At 59.0% G+C, this 17660-nt stretch carries 16 protein-coding genes and 1 tRNA gene; 8 read left to right on the top strand and 9 right to left on the bottom strand.

Going from position 1 to position 17660, the window contains the following annotated elements; translation table 11 throughout:
* The first annotated feature begins 2 nt into the window (after positions 1 to 2).
* Together ihfA and Q668_RS09460 are read left to right on the top strand one after the other, a co-directional pair.
* Positions 3 to 305: an integration host factor subunit alpha gene (gene ihfA, locus Q668_RS09465; RefSeq protein ID WP_022989370.1), complete on the top strand. Its 303-nt coding sequence runs from the start codon at positions 3 to 5 to the stop codon at positions 303 to 305.
* Positions 286 to 651 carry a MerR family transcriptional regulator gene (locus Q668_RS09460; RefSeq protein ID WP_022989369.1) on the top strand — a complete coding sequence of 122 codons (366 nt, stop codon included), beginning with the start codon at positions 286 to 288 and terminating at the stop codon, positions 649 to 651. The genes ihfA and Q668_RS09460 overlap by 20 nt, the downstream gene beginning before the upstream one ends.
* A gap of 84 nt (positions 652 to 735) precedes the next feature.
* Here Q668_RS09460 and Q668_RS09455 read toward each other — a convergent pair whose 3' ends face one another.
* The gene (locus Q668_RS09455) at positions 736 to 924 is read right to left on the bottom strand and encodes a DUF2892 domain-containing protein (protein WP_022989368.1); all 189 of its coding nucleotides are present in this window, start codon (positions 922 to 924) and stop codon (positions 736 to 738) included.
* 114 nt (positions 925 to 1038) lie between these two features.
* Here Q668_RS09455 and Q668_RS09450 point away from each other — a divergent pair, with 114 nt between their 5' ends.
* Positions 1039 to 1680, top strand: coding sequence for a Crp/Fnr family transcriptional regulator (locus Q668_RS09450; protein WP_022989367.1), 642 nt, complete (start codon positions 1039 to 1041; stop codon positions 1678 to 1680).
* On the opposite strand, the gene Q668_RS09445 is transcribed toward Q668_RS09450, so the two are convergent.
* Together Q668_RS09445 and Q668_RS09440 are read right to left on the bottom strand one after the other, a co-directional pair.
* Complete coding sequence (locus Q668_RS09445; protein WP_022989366.1) at positions 1666 to 2805, bottom strand: glycerate kinase; 1140 nt, start codon at positions 2803 to 2805, stop codon at positions 1666 to 1668. The two genes, Q668_RS09450 and Q668_RS09445, sit on opposite strands and share 15 nt — an antisense overlap.
* A 1-nt stretch (position 2806) precedes the next feature.
* Positions 2807 to 3259 (bottom strand): winged helix-turn-helix transcriptional regulator, encoded by a 453-nt coding sequence (locus tag Q668_RS09440; protein ID WP_022989365.1) that lies wholly within the window; start codon positions 3257 to 3259, stop codon positions 2807 to 2809.
* 201 nt (positions 3260 to 3460) lie between these two features.
* Between Q668_RS09440 and putA the strand changes: the two genes are divergently transcribed.
* The 4 genes from putA (at position 3461) to Q668_RS09420 (ending at position 9956) form a co-directional block, all read left to right on the top strand.
* The gene (gene putA / locus Q668_RS09435) at positions 3461 to 7090 is read left to right on the top strand and encodes a bifunctional proline dehydrogenase/L-glutamate gamma-semialdehyde dehydrogenase PutA (RefSeq protein WP_022989364.1); all 3630 of its coding nucleotides are present in this window, start codon (positions 3461 to 3463) and stop codon (positions 7088 to 7090) included.
* A 191-nt stretch (positions 7091 to 7281) separates the two neighbouring features.
* A complete protein-coding gene (locus Q668_RS09430) occupies positions 7282 to 8478 on the top strand; it encodes an MFS transporter (RefSeq protein ID WP_227498335.1) in 1197 nt (398 codons plus the stop codon).
* A 114-nt stretch (positions 8479 to 8592) separates the two neighbouring features.
* The gene (locus Q668_RS09425; protein WP_022989361.1) at positions 8593 to 9156 is read left to right on the top strand and encodes an NADPH-dependent FMN reductase; all 564 of its coding nucleotides are present in this window, start codon (positions 8593 to 8595) and stop codon (positions 9154 to 9156) included.
* Complete coding sequence (locus Q668_RS09420) at positions 9126 to 9956, top strand: DODA-type extradiol aromatic ring-opening family dioxygenase (RefSeq protein WP_022989360.1); 831 nt, start codon at positions 9126 to 9128, stop codon at positions 9954 to 9956. The genes Q668_RS09425 and Q668_RS09420 overlap by 31 nt, the downstream gene beginning before the upstream one ends.
* Before the next feature lie 76 nt (positions 9957 to 10032).
* On the opposite strand, the gene Q668_RS09415 is transcribed toward Q668_RS09420, so the two are convergent.
* Positions 10033 to 10109 (bottom strand) — tRNA-Pro (locus Q668_RS09415).
* Positions 10110 to 10220: 111 nt separating this feature from the next.
* A complete protein-coding gene (locus Q668_RS09410) occupies positions 10221 to 11864 on the bottom strand; it encodes an FMN-binding glutamate synthase family protein (protein WP_022989359.1) in 1644 nt (547 codons plus the stop codon).
* Between the two features lie 272 nt (positions 11865 to 12136).
* Here Q668_RS09410 and Q668_RS09405 point away from each other — a divergent pair, with 272 nt between their 5' ends.
* Positions 12137 to 13729, top strand: coding sequence for a BCCT family transporter (locus Q668_RS09405; protein WP_022989358.1), 1593 nt, complete (start codon positions 12137 to 12139; stop codon positions 13727 to 13729).
* A 71-nt stretch (positions 13730 to 13800) separates the two neighbouring features.
* Here Q668_RS09405 and Q668_RS09400 read toward each other — a convergent pair whose 3' ends face one another.
* The 4 genes from Q668_RS09400 to Q668_RS09385 all read right to left on the bottom strand — a co-directional run bounded on the left by Q668_RS09400 (position 13801) and on the right by Q668_RS09385 (position 17582).
* A complete protein-coding gene (locus Q668_RS09400) occupies positions 13801 to 14751 on the bottom strand; it encodes an alpha-L-glutamate ligase-like protein (RefSeq protein WP_036219643.1) in 951 nt (316 codons plus the stop codon).
* 1 nt (position 14752) lies between these two features.
* Positions 14753 to 16270: an inactive transglutaminase family protein gene (locus Q668_RS09395; protein ID WP_022989356.1), complete on the bottom strand. Its 1518-nt coding sequence runs from the start codon at positions 16268 to 16270 to the stop codon at positions 14753 to 14755.
* On the bottom strand, positions 16267 to 17070 hold the full coding sequence (locus Q668_RS09390) for an ATP-dependent zinc protease (protein WP_022989355.1): 804 nt from the start codon (positions 17068 to 17070) through the stop codon (positions 16267 to 16269). The genes Q668_RS09395 and Q668_RS09390 overlap by 4 nt, the downstream gene beginning before the upstream one ends.
* A 125-nt stretch (positions 17071 to 17195) precedes the next feature.
* On the bottom strand, positions 17196 to 17582 hold the full coding sequence (locus tag Q668_RS09385; RefSeq protein ID WP_022989354.1) for a hypothetical protein: 387 nt from the start codon (positions 17580 to 17582) through the stop codon (positions 17196 to 17198).
* Positions 17583 to 17660 lie beyond the last annotated feature (78 nt).

Below are 17660 nucleotides of genomic sequence, written 5' to 3'. Positions count from 1 at the left end.
AGATGGCGGCTTTGACGAAAGCGGACATGGCGGAACGTTTGTATGAGGAATTGGGTCTTAACAAACGGGAAGCCAAGGAAATGGTGGAAGCTTTCTTCGACGAGATCAGGGGCGCACTCAGCCACAACGAGCAGGTGAAGTTGTCGGGATTCGGCAACTTCGACCTCAGGGACAAGAAGCAGCGGCCGGGACGGAACCCGAAAACGGGTGAGGAAATCCCTATCAGTGCCAGGCGTGTCGTGACTTTCCGGCCAGGCCAGAAACTCAAGCAAAAAGTAGAAACGTATGCTGGAACCGAGTCATAACAACGAACTCCCCGCCATTCCGGGGAAGCGCTATTTCACCATCGGTGAAGTAGCCGATCTGTGTGCGGTGAAGGCCCATGTACTGCGGTACTGGGAGCAGGAATTCCCGCAGCTGTCGCCGGTGAAACGCCGGGGTAACCGCCGTTACTATCAGCGGGCAGACGTTATCACCATTCGCCAGATTCGCAGCCTGCTTTACGATCAGGGCTACACCATTGGCGGTGCCAAGCAAAAGCTCAGCAGCAGTGAGGTGAAAGACGATACCTCCCAGTACAAGCAGCTGATCCGCCAGATGATTACCGAACTGGAAGAAGTACTGGATGTGCTGAATTCGCCGGCGTCCTGAGGCGAATATCCCGCAGCAAGGTACTGTAACGAAAAGGCCGTGGCATTTTGCCCCGGCCTTTTTGCGTTAAGGCTGAGCCAGGGCTTACTTGTTCTTGCAGGTTTTGATGCCGAAGATAGAGTAGGCCGGGCAGTTGCCCATCAACGCAGTGGCCAGTGGCACAATACCAATCCAGCCCCAGGGGGTTTGCGGGCCCACAAATACCAGGGCAATCAGTACAATGCCCACAACTGCGCGGATAATCCGGTCTGCTGATCCCATATTAACCGTCATCGTTCTTTCTCCTGTGTGATGTCGGATGTTGAAACAACTATAGTCCGCAATCCGTGACTGTTCAGTGATAAAGTCACACAGAACCTAATAAACCAAGCAAACAGGGCGCCATTCATGGCAAGGCACAGCATTCTGGACACCCTCAACGATTCGCTGCGAAAAGATACGCTAGCCGGCATCAGCACCATGCGCTTTCCTCCCGGGCAGGTGCTGTTCAGTGCCGGTGAACATTGCCGTGGCCTGCCGTTGGTACTGGGCGGAAGCATTAAAGTCCAGATGACCGGGTTGTCCGGCCACAGCATCGTGCTGTACCGCATGGGTTCTGACGATATTTGCACCTTGTCCATCGGTTGCCTGATGACAGGCCGCGGCTACCGTGCCGAGGCCATTGTGGAGGAAGAAGCCGAGGCTGCTATCATTCCCCGGGGGCTGTTTGACCGCCTGATGGACCAGTCTGCGGAATTCCGCCTGGGCATCATGGAATCCTATGGTCGGCGGCTGGACGACCTCATGCTGCTGGTAGAGGAAGTCGCCTTTCACCGCATGGATGAGCGCCTGGAAGAGTGGTTGCAGGCTAGGGCGGCGCAGGGGCAGCGGACATTGACCATCACGCACCAGGAGCTGGCAACGGAACTGGGTACCGCCCGGGAAGTGATCAGCCGTTTGCTGAAAGAGCTGGAGCGCCGGGGCCAGGTTGGCCTGGCCCGCGGCAAGATTGAGCTGACCGGCTTGAAGAAGCGTTCAGCGACGGCCTGACAGGCCATGAAGCAGCTGGGCCAGTTGCTCGGCGGATTGCTCCAGGTTGGCCTCAGCCTGCTGGTAGGCTTGCTGGAGGTCCATTGGGGCAGGTGTGATCGAGAACGCAGCGGTCAGGCCAAGCTTGTGTAGCTCCCCCAGTTCCGAGCCCAGTTTGCCGGCCAGCCCAATCACCGGTACACCGTATTTGCTGGCAAGGCCGGCCACGCCGGCCGGTGTTTTGCCGTAGGCGCTCTGGGCGTCGATGGCCCCTTCGGCCGTGATCACCAGGTCTGCACCTTTCACATGGCTTTCCAGTTCGACGGTTTCCATCACCAGCTCGATGCCCGGGCGCAACTGTGCGCCAAGTATTCCGGCCACCATACCGCCAATACCGCCGGCCGCACCGCTGCCCGGAAAACTCGCGATATCAAAGCCCTGCTGTTGCACCAGCGCGGCAAAGTGCCCCAGATTGGCATCCAGCTGCACAACCTGTTGGGCATTGGCGCCTTTCTGGGGCCCGAAAACGGCGGCAGCGCCGTTAGGGCCGAGCAGGGGATTATTCACATCGCAAGCGACGACCAGACGCACTCCGGACAGGCGATTAATAGCAGGTTTAAGGTCTACACTGGCCAGTTGCTCCAGGCCGGTTCCGCCGGCAGGAATGTCCTGGTCCTGGGCGTCCAGCAGCCGGGCGCCCATTGCCTGAAGAATTCCTGCACCGCCGTCGGTGGTGGCGCTGCCACCTAGCCCCATGATCAGGGTTTTCGGCCGGTGAGCCAGCGCGGCAAGCAGCAGCTCTCCGGTGCCCTGGCTGGAGGCGGTCAGGGCATCCCTGGCGTTGGCGGGCACACAATGCAGGCCGCTACCTTCAGCCACCTCCACAATCGCCGTCTCACCATCATTCACCAGCCCGTAGCGGGCAGTCACCGGCTGTCCGAGCGGGCCGGTTACCGTCACCTCATGCAGTTCGCCCTTACGGGCCTCGGTGAGTGCAACGGTAGTACCCTCACCGCCATCGGCCAGCGGTACTTCAGTAATCTGGTCCTCCGGCGCCGCCCGGCGCCAGCCGCGGGCGATGGCACTGGCTACCTGTTCGGCAGCCAGGCATTCCTTGAAAGAGTCCGGGGCGATGACGATGCGCATGTTATAACCCCCGATCCTTCACATTCTCCATCACCGCAAACGAACTGGTCTGCAGTACATGGGGCAGGCTGGAGATCTGCTCGCCCAGTACCTGGCGGTATTCGGCCATGTTCTTTGTTCTTACCTTCAGCAGGTAGTCGAAGTTGGCGGCCATCATGTGACATTGCTCCACCGCAGAGATCTGTTTGACCGCAGTGTTGAACGCCGCGAGGGCTTTGCTGGACGTGTCGTTGAGCGTTACCTGGGCGAAGGCGACGTGGGACTGGCCCAGCTTGGTCTGGTTCACCATGGCGCTGTAGCCGGTGATATAGCCCTGGTCTTCGAGCCGGCGCATGCGCACCTGGCAAGGGGTTTTCGACAAGCCCACCCGCGAGGCCAGCTCGGTGACGGTGATCCGCCCGTTTTTCTGGAGTTCCCGGATGATGGAAAGGTCGATCCTGTCGAGATCTGACATGGCTGCTATCCTTGAAGGAGGTGGCTGGCTTTCATTGATTTGGTGAATATGGCTGATTTTAGTGAATTTGTGGGCGAAATGGTAATTTTTAACGTATCAGAAAAGGAAAGTATCTCGGTGTGTCGCGCTGTATTAGGTAAATAGCATATTCCCCGTTGGCTACAATGCGGTCAGTAATCAAAATAATCAGGAGGTACATCCATGAGTCTGCAGCAATCCGTGTCCCCCGGGCTTCAGGACATTCGCCAGGCCATCCGCAATAACTACCTGGCGGATGAATATGAAGTGATTCACCAGCTGATTGAGCAGGCTCAGCTGTCTGATGAAACCCGCAAGGCCATTTCAGCCCGGGCAGCGGACCTGGTGCGGGATGTGCGTGATAACGCCAAGCCCACCATCATGGAAAAGTTCCTGGCTGAATACGGCCTGACCACCAAAGAGGGCGTGGCCCTGATGTGCCTGGCCGAGGCGCTGTTGCGGGTGCCGGATAACCTCACCATCCAGGATCTGATCGAAGACAAGATCACCTCCGGTAACTGGGGCGCCCACGTGGGTAAAGCCAAGTCCGGCCTGATCAACTCGGCCACCCTGGCCCTTCTGATGACGAGCAACCTGCTGAAAGACTCCGAGCGCCAGAGCGTGGGTGACACCCTGCGCAAGATGGTGAAGCGCCTGGGTGAACCGGTGGTGCGCACCGCCGCTGGCCAGGCCATGAAAGAAATGGGCCGGCAGTTTGTGTTGGGCCGTACCATTGAAGAAGCCCAGGATCGCGGCAAATCTCAGGAAGAGCAGGGCTACACCTATTCCTATGACATGCTGGGCGAAGCGGCCCGTACCGATGCCGATGCCGAGCGTTACTTCAAGGCCTATTCGGATGCCATCGACAGCATCAGCAAGCGTTGCGAAGGCGATGTGCGCACCAATCCCGGTATTTCCGTAAAACTGTCTGCCTTGCTGGCCCGTTACGAATACGGCCAGAAGGAACGGGTGATGACCGAGTTGGTCCCCCGCGCCCTGACACTCGCCAAAAAAGCCGCTGCTGCCAATATGGGCTTCAACATCGATGCCGAAGAGCAGGACCGCCTGGACCTGTCTCTGGACGTGATCGAAGCTATCCTCTCAGACGAAGAACTCAAAGGTTGGGACGGCTTTGGCGTGGTGGTCCAGGCCTTTGCGAAGCGGGCTTCCCAGACCCTGGACTGGCTGTATGCCCTGTCTGAAAAACTGGATCGCCGCATCATGGTGCGCCTGGTAAAAGGCGCCTACTGGGATGCCGAGATCAAACGCGCCCAGATGATGGGCCTGGACGGTTTCCCGGTGTTTACCCGCAAGGCCTGCAGTGACGTGTCTTACCTGGCCTGTGCCCGCCAGTTGCTGGGCATGACCGACCGGATCTACCCGCAATTTGCTACCCACAACGCCCACTCGGTGTCTGCGGTGCTGGAACTGGCAAAGGACCTGGGCCGGGACAAATTTGAGTTCCAGCGCCTGCACGGTATGGGTGAATCACTGCACGACCAGGTACTGGAAGACAGCAAGGTGCCGTGCCGTATCTACGCGCCGGTCGGAGCCCACAAAGACCTGCTGGCGTACCTGGTGCGTCGCTTGCTGGAAAACGGGGCTAACAGCTCCTTCGTAAACCAGATTGTCGACACCAGCATCACCCCGGAAGAAATCGCCAAAGACCCGATCGACGTGGTGATGCAGCTGGGCCATGACATTTCGAGCAAGGCCATTGTGCCGCCGGCGAAGATCTTCGGTGACCAGCGCCGTAACTCCAAGGGCTGGGACATTACCGATCCGGTGACGGTGGCGGAAATTGACGCCAGCCGTAACCGGTACAAATCCCATCAGTGGCAGGGCGGCCCGGTGCTGGCGGTGGAATCCACCAGTGATGAAGTGGTGGAAGTGCGTAACCCGGCCGATCCGGATGACCTGGTGGGCCATATTACCTACACCTCCGAAGCCGACATCCATGCGGCCATGGACGCCGCCCGGGACGGCTTCAGCCAGTGGTCGGCAGTGTCGGCGGAGCAGCGGGCCGAGATGATCCGCAAAGTCGGTGACCTGTACGAAGAGCATGTGCACGAGCTGTTTGCGCTGACCACCCGTGAAGCCGGTAAATCCCTGCTCGATGCGGTGGCGGAAATTCGCGAAGCCGTCGACTTTGCCATGTACTACGCCAACGAAGGCATCCGCTACAAGGACGATGGCCAGGCCCGGGGTGTGATGTGCTGTATCTCGCCATGGAACTTCCCGCTGGCGATCTTCACCGGCCAGATCCTGGCGAACCTTGCTGCCGGTAACGCGGTGCTGGCCAAGCCGGCGGAACAGACCTCGCTGCTGGCCGTTCGTGCGGTGGAACTGATGCACCAGGCGGGTATTCCGAAAGCCGCCGTGCAGTTGCTGCCGGGTACCGGTGCAACCGTGGGCTCAGCTCTGACCTCAGACGCCCGGGTGACCGGCGTGTGCTTCACCGGCTCTACCGCCACGGCACAGCGCATTAACAAGGCCATGACCGAGAACATGGCGCCGGATGCCCCGCTGGTGGCAGAAACCGGTGGCCTGAATGCCATGATTGTGGATTCTACGGCGCTGCCGGAGCAGGTGGTGCGGGATGTACTGGCTTCGTCATTCCAGAGTGCCGGCCAGCGCTGTTCCGCCCTGCGTATGCTCTACGTGCAGGAAGACATCGCCGAGAACCTGCTGGAAATGCTCTACGGTGCCATGGAAGAACTGGGCATTGGCGACCCGTGGCTGCTGTCTACAGACGTGGGCCCGGTGATCGACGAGAACGCCCGCAAGAAAATTGCGGATCACTGCGAAAAGTTCGAGCAGCAGGGTAAGTTGCTGAAGAAAATGTCGGTGCCGGAGAAGGGCCGGTTTGTGTCGCCGGCGGTGCTCAAGGTCAGCGGCATCGAAGAAATGGAAGAGGAAATCTTCGGCCCGGTGCTGCATGTGGCCACCTTCGCAGCGAAGGACATCGACAAGGTGATCGATGCCGTGAACGCCAAGGGTTATGGCCTGACGTTTGGTATCCACAGCCGTGTTGATCGCCGCATCGAGCACATTTCCAGTCGTATCAAGGTGGGCAACACCTACGTTAACCGTAACCAGATCGGTGCCATTGTGGGCTCCCAGCCGTTCGGCGGCGAAGGCCTGTCTGGTACCGGCCCGAAAGCCGGTGGCCCGCAGTATGTGCGCCGGTTTATCAAAGGCGAGGTGGTTGAAAAGGCGGCCCCTGCCGATGCCAAATCGGTTACGGCCAGCAAGGTGCAGAAGCTGATCGACCAGTTGGCGAAGGTGGATGCTCCGGTCGCAGAAGGCCGGCAACAGGCGCTCAAGCCGTACTTTGGCGACCTGCCCGCACCGCTGGATGAAGGCTACGAGGAAATGCCGGGGCCGACTGGCGAGCAGAACCATCTGTCCTGCCATGCCCGTGGTGTTGTGCTTTGCCTTGGGCCGGATGCGGAATCTGCGATAGAGCAGGCGGGCACTGCGTTGTCCCAGGGCAACAAGGTGGTCGTGATCGCACCGGGTGTTGAAAATCTTCTGGCCGACGCCATCAAAGCCGGCCTGCCAGTAGCCGCCGTAGACGGCCTGCTGGAGCCCGACGCGCTGCTTCAGCTCAACGGTTATGAAGCGGTTACCAGCGTGGCTGAAAAGCCGCTGCTGAAGCAGTACCGCCAGGCCCTGGCCAAGCGCGATGGTGCCTTGCTGCCGATCATCACCGAGCACAAGCTGGACCAGCGCTACGTGATTGAACGCCACCTGTGTATCGACACCACCGCCGCCGGCGGCAACGCCAGCCTGATCGCCTCAGCCGAATAAGCGGGCGTCAACCCCGGGGTCAGACCCGGGGTCAGACCCCGGGGTTGAAAGGCCTGAGATGACAGGCTTGATCATTAAAGCCAGCTTCCGAAAGGGGCTGGCCTTTCTTTTACGGGCGTGGATTTCACCCCGCTTGCCGGCCGCGTTAAGATAGTCGCCTAACCATCCGCCAGGCCCATCAGGACGACCCCTTGCCTTCATCCATAAGCCCCGACGCTGCCCGAAACTTTTTTGCAGTCTGCCTCTCGCTCACCTTCTGCTTTGTGGTGTATTCCATGCTGATTGTGGCGGTGCCGGTTTATGGATTGCAGTTGGGCGCCTCGCCGCTGGTATTGGGTGCGGTGCTCAGTACCCAGTATTTGTTGCCGTTGTTGCTGGCGATTCCCCTCGGGGGCGTGGTTACCCGTTACGGTGGCCGTGCCACATTGATCGCCGGCGGAGTGTTGATGGTGGCGGGGCTGTTGTCCATGCACTTCTGGTATGGCTTTGGCGGCCTTGTGCTGGGCCAGTTGCTGGTGGGGCTGGCGCACCTGCAGATGGTGCTGTCCGCCCAGACCATTATTTCCAACCTGGGCACCGGGCCCACGCTGGAGAAGTATTTCGGCTGGTATTCCACCTGGCTGTCCGGCGGGCAGGTGGTGGGGCCCTTGCTGGCCGGCGCCCTGCTGGCAAGCGAAACCGGCCGGGGGAATGTCTTTCTGGTGATGGCGTTGTTTGCTGCGCTGGCAGTTCTGGCTGGATTACGCCTCACCGGCCAGGCCCGGGAGCGGATGGCGATCACCCGAAAACAGGCGGGCTTCCGGGCTCAGTGGATGTTAATGAAGGCTAACCGGGGCGTCCAGCTCTCCGTGCTGGTTACTGTGCTCGGGATGTTTGCCCTGGGCGTGTACGGAAGCTACCTGCCGGTTTACCTGGAAAGCCTGGCCATGACACCGGTGGTGATTGGGGTACTGGTCAGCCTGCGGGCCGGTGTATCGATGCTGATCCGGCCCTTTATGGCTCGAATGATTGCCTTGGCGGGCGGGCGCGGGAATACGGTGCTGCTGTCTCTGGGAACCCTCGCCGCAGGCATTGGCCTGCTGGGCCTGTTCGAACACATGGTTTTACTGGGGCTGCTGGCGGTGCTGGTGGGCATTGGGTCCGGCCTCACCCAGCCACTCTCGATGGTTATCCTGGCCGAAAGCGTGGAGCGGGAAAAGCGCTCCGGTGCACTCGGGATGCGCCTGATGGCCAACCGCGCCATTCACTTCCTGGCGCCGCTGATGTTCGGCGCCTTGCTAGAGTTGGGCGGATTTGCCCTGGCTTTCGGGCTGTCCGGCGCACTGATCGCGGTTGCCCTGCTGCAAATGCGCAAATTGTTCGACACGGGGTCAGACCCCGCCCTGTGATGCCTTGATCAGACAAACTGAATAAGCTTTGCTGAATTCTCCGTTTTCATTCCGGGCTTGTTGTTCCTATAGTCATCCTTCAACCTGGATGCCCACAAAAAAGGACTGAACAACATGTCTCTGAAGCTTCAAACTATTATCTGCAGTACCCGCCCGGGCCGTAAGGGGCCGTCTGTTGCTGAATGGTTCAACAGCCATGCCAATGAGCAGGGCGGTTTTGAAAGTGAGCTGGTGGACCTGGCGGATTTCAATCTCCCCGTCTTCGACGAGCCCAACCACCCGCGCATGCAGAAATATGAGCATGCCCACACTAAGGCGTGGTCTGAAAGCGTGGCCAGGGCCGACGCCTATGTATTTGTCATTCCCGAGTACAACTACTGCCCACCTCCTTCATTCGTGAATGCACTGAACTATCTCTACAACGAGTGGAACTACAAGCCGTGCGGCTTTGTAAGCTACGGTGGCGTGTCTGGTGGTTTGCGCTCGGCCCAGAACGCTAAGCAGCTGGTAACCACCCTGAAGATGATGCCGATGGTGGAAGGTGTGATGGTGCAGATGCCATGGGAGCACATGGACGATGCCGGTAAGTTTCAGCCCGCGCAGCCCCATTCCGAGTCCGCAACGGTGATGCTCGAAGAAATGGCCAAGTGGGCGCAGGCCCTGAAGGCGATGCGGTGAGCAAGGTGAACCTGTTTTACCTGTCTCACGGCGGCGGTCCCATGCCGCTGCTGGGGGATCCCGGGCATCGTCAGATGGTAGAAAGCCTGCAAGCTGCTGCGAAGCGGTTTCCCACACCTTCTGCCATTCTGGTGGTGAGCGCCCATTGGGAGGAAGGAGTGCCCACGCTCACCTCCGGTGCTAATCCGCCACTGATTTACGACTACTACGGGTTCCCGGAGGAGTCTTACAGTATTGAATACCCCTGCCCGGGGGAGCCGGTGTTGGCGGATAAGGTGCGGGCAGCCCTGGACCAGGCGGGCATAGACTCGAAGCTGGATGGCGAGCGTGGTTTTGACCACGGCCTGTTCGTGCCCCTGAAACTGATGTACCCGGATGCCGATATTCCCTGCGTGCAACTGTCGCTGGTGAACTCCCTGGATGCCGGGGCGCATCTGGCGATTGGTCAGGCCTTGGCTGATCTGGATTACGACAATCTGCTGGTAATCGGCTCAGGGTTCTCATTCCATAACATGCGGGCGTTCTTTGATCGCTCCGATACCGAAGCGGATACGAAAAACGCGCAGTTTCAGGACTGGCTGGCGGAGACGTGTGCCGGTGCCGACCTGACTGAAGCCGAGCGTACCGAACGTCTGGCCCGTTGGGACGAAGCGCCCTTTGCGCGCTACTGTCATCCGAGGGAGGAGCACTTGTTGCCTCTGCACGTGTGCTACGGCATGGCCGGGCGAGCTTCAGATGACATGGAACCGGTAACGGTGCTGGGGAAGGATTCCCGGATGTTCTACTGGTTTGCGAGCTGAATACGCTGTACTGAAACCTGAGAGCCAGAAACAACAAAGCCCGGGCCTTTCGGCCCGGGCTTTGTGTAGGGAATTCTGGTCGGGACGGTAGGATTTGAACCTACGACCCCTTGCACCCCATGCAAGTGCGCTACCAAGCTGCGCTACGCCCCGTAAACTGCTGTCCACCAAGAAAAGAGGTTTATCTCAGTGGCTTAGCGGGAGCGAAGTCTACACCAGCCCACGGTAAAAATAAACAGGGGGCTGGCGATTTTCTTCGCGGAATTACCGGAGCTTGGTTTCCCGCAGTTTCAGGATGAATTCCGGCGGCTCGAAGGTGTCGGGCCGGGCATCGTCCCAGTATTTGTCGAAAACGGTCAGACCGGTTTTGCCTTCCAGCAGGGCGCCGGGCTCCAGGAAGGGGAAGAGGTCCAGATAGCTGTGCACCTCGGTTTTGGAAACCCTGCGAACAATATGTTCCGGCCCCAGTTCAGACGGGTGCTTCAGGCCGGAGGCTTCCAGCAGGTTCTGCAGGGCATCCAGGGTGTTGTTGTGGAAGTTGTACACCCGCTCGCTCTTCAGGGGGACATCCAGTTTGTTACCCCGGCGGGGGTCCTGTGTCGCAACGCCGGAAGGGCATCGGCCGGTGTGGCAATTCAGGGCCTGGATGCAACCCAGGGCGAACATATAGCCCCGTGCCGCGTTACACCAGTCGGCGCCCAGGGCCAGGGTGCGGGCAATGTTGAACGCAGACGTGATCTTGCCGGCGGCACCAATGGCGATATCTTCCCGCAGGTTGGCGCCAACCAGTGTGTTATGAACCAGCAGCAGGGCTTCGGTCAGCGGCATACCCAGCCGGTTGATGAATTCCAGCGGTGCGGCACCGGTACCACCTTCACCACCATCCACCACAATAAAATCCGGTTTCTTGCCGGTTGCCAGCATGGCTTTGACGATGGCAAACCATTCCCATGGATGGCCGATCGCGAGCTTGAAGCCCACCGGTTTGCCGCCGGAGAGTTCCCGCAACTGGTCCAGGAATTCCAACAGCTCAACCGGGTTGGAAAAGGCGGAATGGCTGGCCGGTGATATGCAGTCTTCCCCCATTTGAACGCCACGGGCTTCGGCGATTTCCCGGGTGACTTTTTCACCGGGCAAAATACCTCCGTGGCCGGGTTTTGCCCCCTGAGATAGTTTGACCTCTATCATTTTCACCTGGTCCAGCGTGGCATTCTGCCGGAACATGTCCGGGTTGAAGCTGCCGTCCGGATTGCGGCAGCCAAAGTAGCCTGAACCTATCTCCCAGACCAGGTCACCACCGGGTTCCCGGTGGTAGCGGGATATCGAGCCTTCGCCGGTGTCGTGGTAGAAGCCGCCTTTGCGGGCTCCGGCGTTCAGGCTGAGGATGGCATTGGCGGACAAGGAGCCAAAGCTCATGGCGGAAATGTTGAACACGCTGGCGCTGTAGGGTTTCGCGCAGTTTCTGCCAATCACAATGCGGAAGTCGCTGTTATCCAGCCGCGTCGGGGTGAGGGAGTGGTTCATCCACTCGAAGCCTTCCTCGTACATGCTTAGCTGGGAGCCGAAAGGGCGCTTGTCCAGAACCTGCTTGGCGCGCTGGTAAACGATGGTGCGCTGTTCCCGGGAGAAGGGGCGCTCTTCGGTGTCGGACTGGATAAAGTACTGGCGGATTTCTGGCCCCACAGATTCGAACAGGTAGCGGAAGTTCGCCATGATCGGATAATTGCGGCTCACCGTATGACTTCGCTGCAGTAAGTCCCAGGTGCCCAGGGCGGTCAGCGCCGCGAAGATTGCTGGTATGAGGTACCAGCCGCCAAGCCACAGGGTAACGGGCAGGGAGATGACCAGCCCGGCAATGCTGATGGCGTAAGCGGAATAACGTACTGGGAAGGTGGTGGTTTTCGCCATAGTGACCTCTGGGGGGACGAACGGATGTGTGAAGCCTGCGGCTACAAAACCTATCTTACGGAAACCTTGCCGGGTTGGAACCGCTGATTGTGAAAGTTTTCAGGCACTTCCTGAACGTTTGTCTATGCTTATGGTTGGTGGCGTGATCGTTTTGCTGCTTTGATATTTTGAGATCAAAGTAATAAGATGACGCGCCTGTAACGTTTGAATATCCATTCATGCGTCTGAATATAGAACTGTCAAAAATCACACCAGAATCAGGAGGCTCCAACGTGGGCGAGGTAGTGAAAGACGAGTATCAGACGGACTACGTCGCAGGCCAGGATAATATCAGTCCGTTTGGCCTGGACCTGCATAACTGGGTGTTCCCGGTAACAGCAGTTATTGTAGTTCTGTTTGTTATAGCCACTCTGCTGTTTCCGGCTATGGCCAAGGAAACGCTTGATGGTGCAAAGTGGGGAATTATTGCCAGTTTTGACTGGTTTTTCCTGCTCAGTGCCAACATCTTCGTGATTGTCAGCCTGGCGCTGATCTTCATGCCGGTGGGCAAAATCCGCCTGGGTGGCCAGGATGCCAAGCCGGAATTTTCCACTATGTCCTGGTTTGCCATGCTGTTCGCGGCGGGTATGGGTATCGGCCTGATGTTCTGGGCCGTCGCCGAGCCGGTTGCCTACTACACGGGCTGGTACGAAACGCCCTTCAATGTCGAGGCGAACACGCCCGCAGCCCGCGACCTGGCGATGGGTTCAACCATCTACCACTGGGGCCTTCACCCCTGGGCAATCTACGCCATTGTGGCTTTGTCCCTGGCGTTCTTCGCCTTTAACAAGAACATGCCACTGACCATCCGCTCGGCGTTCTTCCCGCTGCTGAAAGACCGCGTATGGGGTTGGCCCGGGCACATCATTGATGTGCTGGCGGTTGTTGCGACCATCTTCGGCCTGGCAACCTCCCTTGGCTTCGGTGCCCAGCAGGCAGCCTCCGGCCTGGATTACCTGTTCGACTTGGGTTCCGGAACCAACGTGCAGATGGCCATCATTGTGGGTGTTACCGCAGTGGCCCTGGTCTCGGTTCTGCGCGGCCTGGACGGCGGTGTGAAGGTGCTGAGTAACATCAACATGATAACGGCTGGCGTACTGCTGTTCTTCATCCTGTTCGCCGGCCCCACCATGACTATCCTGGAAACGATCTGGGTAACGTCCTCCAGCTATGTGGCCAATGTGGTGCCCCTGAGCAACCCGTTCGGCCGTGAAGATTCCGCCTGGATGCAGGGCTGGACTGTGTTCTACTGGGCCTGGTGGATTTCCTGGTCACCGTTCGTAGGTATGTTTATTGCCCGTGTATCCAAGGGCCGTACCGTGCGTGAGTTTGTGACTGCTGTGCTGATTATCCCCACCGTGATCACTACCGTGTGGATGAGCGGCTTTGGCGGCACCGCGCTGGAGCAGATCCAGCAAGGCGTTGGCGTGCTGGCAGAGAATGGGCTGACTGAAGTGTCCCTGGCCACCTTCCAGATGTTTGAAGGCCTGCCGCTGACCGGCATTATCTCCTTCGTCGGGATTATCCTGGTGCTCGTGTTCTTTGTAACCTCATCGGATTCCGGTTCGCTGGTTATCGACAGCATCACTGCTGGCGGTAAAACCGATGCGCCCACTGCACAGCGTGTGTTCTGGGTGGTTATGGAAGGTGCCATTGCCGCGGCGCTGATCTTTGGCGGCGGTGATGATGCACTTGGCGCTATTCAGGCCGTGGCCATCAGTGCGGGCTTGCCGTTCACGGTGATCCTGCTGATCATGACCTGGGGCTTGCTCAAGGGCCTCACCCATGAGCGGAAACTGCTGCTTCAGCGGGGCGAATTGCTCTGATCAGCTGAAGTAACGGAATAAAAAACCGGGGCTGTGAAAGGCCCCGGTTTTTTTATGGCTGAAGAAAACGTTCAAAGTTTGCCGAACGTCTCCATGGCATAGTGCACCCGTTCCCTCGGGCTGAAGTGGGGCCGCTTCAGGGCTTCGATATTCTTCAGGCGGGGCAACAGGCCGCAGCCATTTGCCATCTGGATGGCCAGCCCCGGCCGGGCATTCAGCTCCAGCAGGAGCGGGCCCTGATGGGCATCTACTACCAGGTCTACACCCATGTAGCCGAGGTCCGTCGCTTCATAGCAGCGGGCGGCCATTTCCAGCATGTTTTCCCAGTCATCAATCCGGATGTTTTCCAGGGCCAGGCCGGTATCCGGGTGCAGGGTAATCGGGCGATTGAATTGCACGGCGTTCAGGCTCTGGCCTTTGCCAATGTCCAGGCCGACGCCCACCGCACCCTGATGCAGGTTGGCCTTACCGTCAGAGGCCTTGGTGGCCAGCCGGAGCATGGCCATTACCGGGTAGCCCTGGAAGATGATGATGCGGATATCCGGAACGCCCTGATAGGAATATTTCGCCAGGGCAGGGGAGGATTGCACCAGGTCTTCGACAATCGCCACATCCGGCGTACCGGCCAGCGAGTAAAGGCCGGCCAGGATGTTGGTCAGGTGTCGCTCCAGCATGGCCACGCTGATGCGGGCGCCGGAGGCTTTTACGAAGTCGTCACCATCGCGCCCGGTGATTACGGTAATGCCTTTGCCCCCGGACCCCTTGGCGGGTTTGATGGCAAAGCCGTCCAGGTCTTCGGCCATTTCCCGAAAGTGGGAAATTTCATGCTGCTGGCGCACAACCTGGAGAAGCTTCGGGGTTTTTACCCCGTATTCGCTGACTGCCAGCTTGGTCTTCAGCTTGTTGTCGACCAGCGGGTAAGACGAGCGCTCGTTGTACCGGGCAATGTAATCCACATTGCGCCGGTTCATGTTCAGCATGCCAAGCCGGGTGAGCCTGCGCGGAGATATCCAGCCGCCCATATCAGTCGTAGGCCTTCATGGGGGTGAATCGGCGCAGTTCGCTGAGCTTGTAGCCGGTGTACTGGCCCATCAGCAGGATCAGCCCCAGAATCACCAGGTGCAATTCCGGGAAGTTGAACGTGAGATGGCCGGCCAGCGGCAGGCTCATGACCAGGTAGGCGCAAATCGCCACAAACAGGCTGCCGGAGCCCTGTACCAGAACTTCCCGGGCACCTTCCTCTTCCCAGAGAATGGACATGCGTTCGATGGTCCAGGCAATGATCACCATGGGGAAGAAGGTTACCGTCATGCCGGTGTTGAAGCCCATCTGGTAGCCGATAATGCTCAGGCCGGCGGTAATAAAGATCACCAGGATAATCAGCGCGGATATCCGAGAGACCAGCAACAGGTTCAGGCTCGACAGGTAGCCCCGCAGCACCAGGCCGATGGCCACCACAGACAGGAAGGCTATCAGGCCGGGCACCAGGGTGGTCTGCACAAAGGCCACCGCAATCAGCACCGGCATGAAGGTGCCGGAGGTGCGGATGCCGATGACAATCCGCATGAACGCGACAATCAGTGCGCCCAGCGGTAACAACAACAGCATGCGGAACATGCTTTGTTCTTCGATGGGCAGCTGGTAAAAACTAAGTACGCCCAGCCCGTTATGGTTGGCTTCCAGCGTGGCCAGTTGTAGTGCCGGCACGGTTTGCCGCAACATGGAGAAGCTCACCTGGGAGTTGTCGCCACCAAGAACATCCAGCAGGGATTCCGAGCCCTGGCGCCACAGCAGCAAACTTTCCGGTACGCCTTGCTCGCCGGTGCGGGGGTCAAAGGTCAGCCAGCGTTCACCGTTGTAGATTTGCAGGAAGGGCACCAGCTGCTGACGCCGGCGGGCATCTTCCAGCTTCAGGGCGTCGGCGGTGCGGGCGGCAATGCCCGCGTGGTTGAGCATGCGCACCATCAGCTGCAGGTAATTGTCTTCAGAGACCAGCAGGGTGGTGTTCTGGGTGCGGGTGTCTGGCTGCATCAGGCGGATCAGTTCCCGGGTCATGCTTTCCGGGCTGCTGGAGCGTTCCATGGCCTGGTCCAGCAGTTCCCGAACCGCGGTGGCCTGGGGTTCTTCCCAGAATACCGCCTGAGGCCGGGGCGTGCGCACCGGCGTTTGCTCGGTAACATCTTCATCCGGAACGAACTGGGCCTTAAAATACAAGGTCTGGGGGCCAGACACTTCGCGCTTGGTCCATTCCGCCCGCCGGCTTCTGGGGGATTCGAGGATGGAGAAGCCGTAGCCGGGAGAGGCAGCCTGCTCGGTCAGAATGCGAAAGCCGGGCGGCTGCTCAGGAATGTGCAGGCTGACTTCGGCGGCGTCATTCAGCGCGTCGAAATCCACCCGGGCTTCAATCATCCATACCGGGCGCTGTTCGCCGGTCATCCAGGGAATGCCGAGTTCCAGGTGGCGCCAGGTGGCAATAGAAATCCCGGCCGCAATCAGCAGGAAGACAAACACATAGAACGGAACTCGTGAGCGGGCGGTCATTCATTGCCTCCGCTTTCGGCCTGTTCGCGATAGGAGGCCGGCAGTTCTGTGGCGTATTCCTTGCCAACATCAATCAGCATTACATCCCTCAGTATGTTTCGGCCGATCAGCACTTCGTGGGTCAAGTTGGTGCGATCTGCCAGGGTGAACTCCGCCACTTGCTGGTGGTCGCCAATGGCAAACTGCAGTTCGACCACCACCCGGCGCTCGGCTTCATCGGCGGCCGACTGGATGATGCGTACCCGGCGGGAGATTTCCCGTTCCAGGGTAACCCACTGTTCGTAGTCGGTGCCTGGTACCGGCACGTCAAAGCGAACCCAGTTGCTGCCATCCCGCTCGAAACGTTTGATGTTCTGGGCGTGGATAGACGATGTTTCGGCGCCGCTGTCGATACGGGCGGTGTAAATCAGCCCCGGGTCAGCCAGGTAGAATTTTTCCACCTCGCCCACAATCACCTTGCCCTTCAGGCGGTCTGCGCGGCCGGTGTCTTTGGGGATTGGCGGGCATACTTTTTCTTTAACCGGCGGGCACACGGGTTTTTCAACCTGGGTGGCGATGGCATCCAGGATGGTCTGGGTAGACTGGCGGTTATCGGTAAGCAGCTGGTTGTGCCGAACGTTGGCGTTTTCTTCCATGGTAACCAGTGTGGAGCGCTGGGTTTTTACCGTGGCGCGAACGTCTTCAAGCCCATCCTTGGGAACCATAAGGTAGCGGTCTGTGGAGCAGCCCGCCAAGGCTACAGCGAGCCCGGTAATGGCCAGAAAGGTAAGTGTACGGGCTTTCGGAAACCTGTAACCCATGAATATCCCCTGAAACGGCTGCCCGCCGGTGGTCATTAAAGCGGTAGCGTTGGATGTGTTGTCGGTCAGGCGGGGAAGTATACTACAAGCATCTGTGTGTTGACTTTACAGATGGTTAAGGCGCTTTAGCCGGCAAAAAACGGACCCTGCCCGAGCGGGGTTTCCGCCCTCAGGTACTCCTGGATCACCGGCGAACAGTTGAGGTAGAACAGCAGCAATTCCCGCTGAATATCCTGGTCCTGGGTGCGTGCTGCAAAGCTGATCACCTGCTTGAGCGACTGGTCGCTGGCGGCGGTGTCGTCCGGCACAACAAAGCTTTTGCCGTAGCGCGCACGCAGCAGCGTGGTCAGGCGCTCCAGGTGGAACTCGCCGGTGTGGGTAATGTGGGGCAATAGCCGTACACCGTGAGACACGCCTGCACCGCCGGGATACAAGCCGTCGCTGCGCTGGCCATCGGCGCCATCGCTGTGCAGAAATTCTGCTCCCAGTTTTCTCCAGAGTTCCTTCAACATGCTCCTGTCCTTGCCAGTGAGCGCAACACGAGAAAGGTTTTGATTAACCTTTAATCCGTTTTAGATGAATTTACGGCG

It is taken from the genome of Marinobacter sp. ES-1, assembly GCF_000475255.1.
Classification (GTDB): domain Bacteria; phylum Pseudomonadota; class Gammaproteobacteria; order Pseudomonadales; family Oleiphilaceae; genus Marinobacter; species Marinobacter vinifirmus.
This window is presented reverse-complemented; position numbering and strand designations above follow the sequence as displayed.

Bases quoted from the DNA above. Each gene is read 5' to 3' on its own strand.
- Q668_RS09410 (WP_022989359.1), bottom strand. From the start codon at position 11,864: ATGGCGAAAACCACCACCTTCCCAGTACGTTATTCCGCTTACGCCATC.
- Q668_RS09455 (WP_022989368.1), bottom strand. From the start codon at position 924: ATGACGGTTAATATGGGATCAGCAGACCGGATTATCCGCGCAGTTGTG.
- ihfA (WP_022989370.1), top strand. From the start codon at position 3: ATGGCGGCTTTGACGAAAGCGGACATGGCGGAACGTTTGTATGAGGAA.
- Q668_RS09460 (WP_022989369.1), top strand. From the start codon at position 286: ATGCTGGAACCGAGTCATAACAACGAACTCCCCGCCATTCCGGGGAAG.
- putA (WP_022989364.1), top strand. From the start codon at position 3,461: ATGAGTCTGCAGCAATCCGTGTCCCCCGGGCTTCAGGACATTCGCCAG.
- Q668_RS09400 (WP_036219643.1), bottom strand. From the start codon at position 14,751: ATGGGCGGCTGGATATCTCCGCGCAGGCTCACCCGGCTTGGCATGCTG.
- Q668_RS09450 (WP_022989367.1), top strand. From the start codon at position 1,039: ATGGCAAGGCACAGCATTCTGGACACCCTCAACGATTCGCTGCGAAAA.
- Q668_RS09390 (WP_022989355.1), bottom strand. From the start codon at position 17,070: ATGGGTTACAGGTTTCCGAAAGCCCGTACACTTACCTTTCTGGCCATT.
- Q668_RS09445 (WP_022989366.1), bottom strand. From the start codon at position 2,805: ATGCGCATCGTCATCGCCCCGGACTCTTTCAAGGAATGCCTGGCTGCC.
- Q668_RS09395 (WP_022989356.1), bottom strand. From the start codon at position 16,270: ATGACCGCCCGCTCACGAGTTCCGTTCTATGTGTTTGTCTTCCTGCTG.
- Q668_RS09425 (WP_022989361.1), top strand. From the start codon at position 8,593: ATGTCTCTGAAGCTTCAAACTATTATCTGCAGTACCCGCCCGGGCCGT.
- Q668_RS09440 (WP_022989365.1), bottom strand. From the start codon at position 3,259: ATGTCAGATCTCGACAGGATCGACCTTTCCATCATCCGGGAACTCCAG.
- Q668_RS09385 (WP_022989354.1), bottom strand. From the start codon at position 17,582: ATGTTGAAGGAACTCTGGAGAAAACTGGGAGCAGAATTTCTGCACAGC.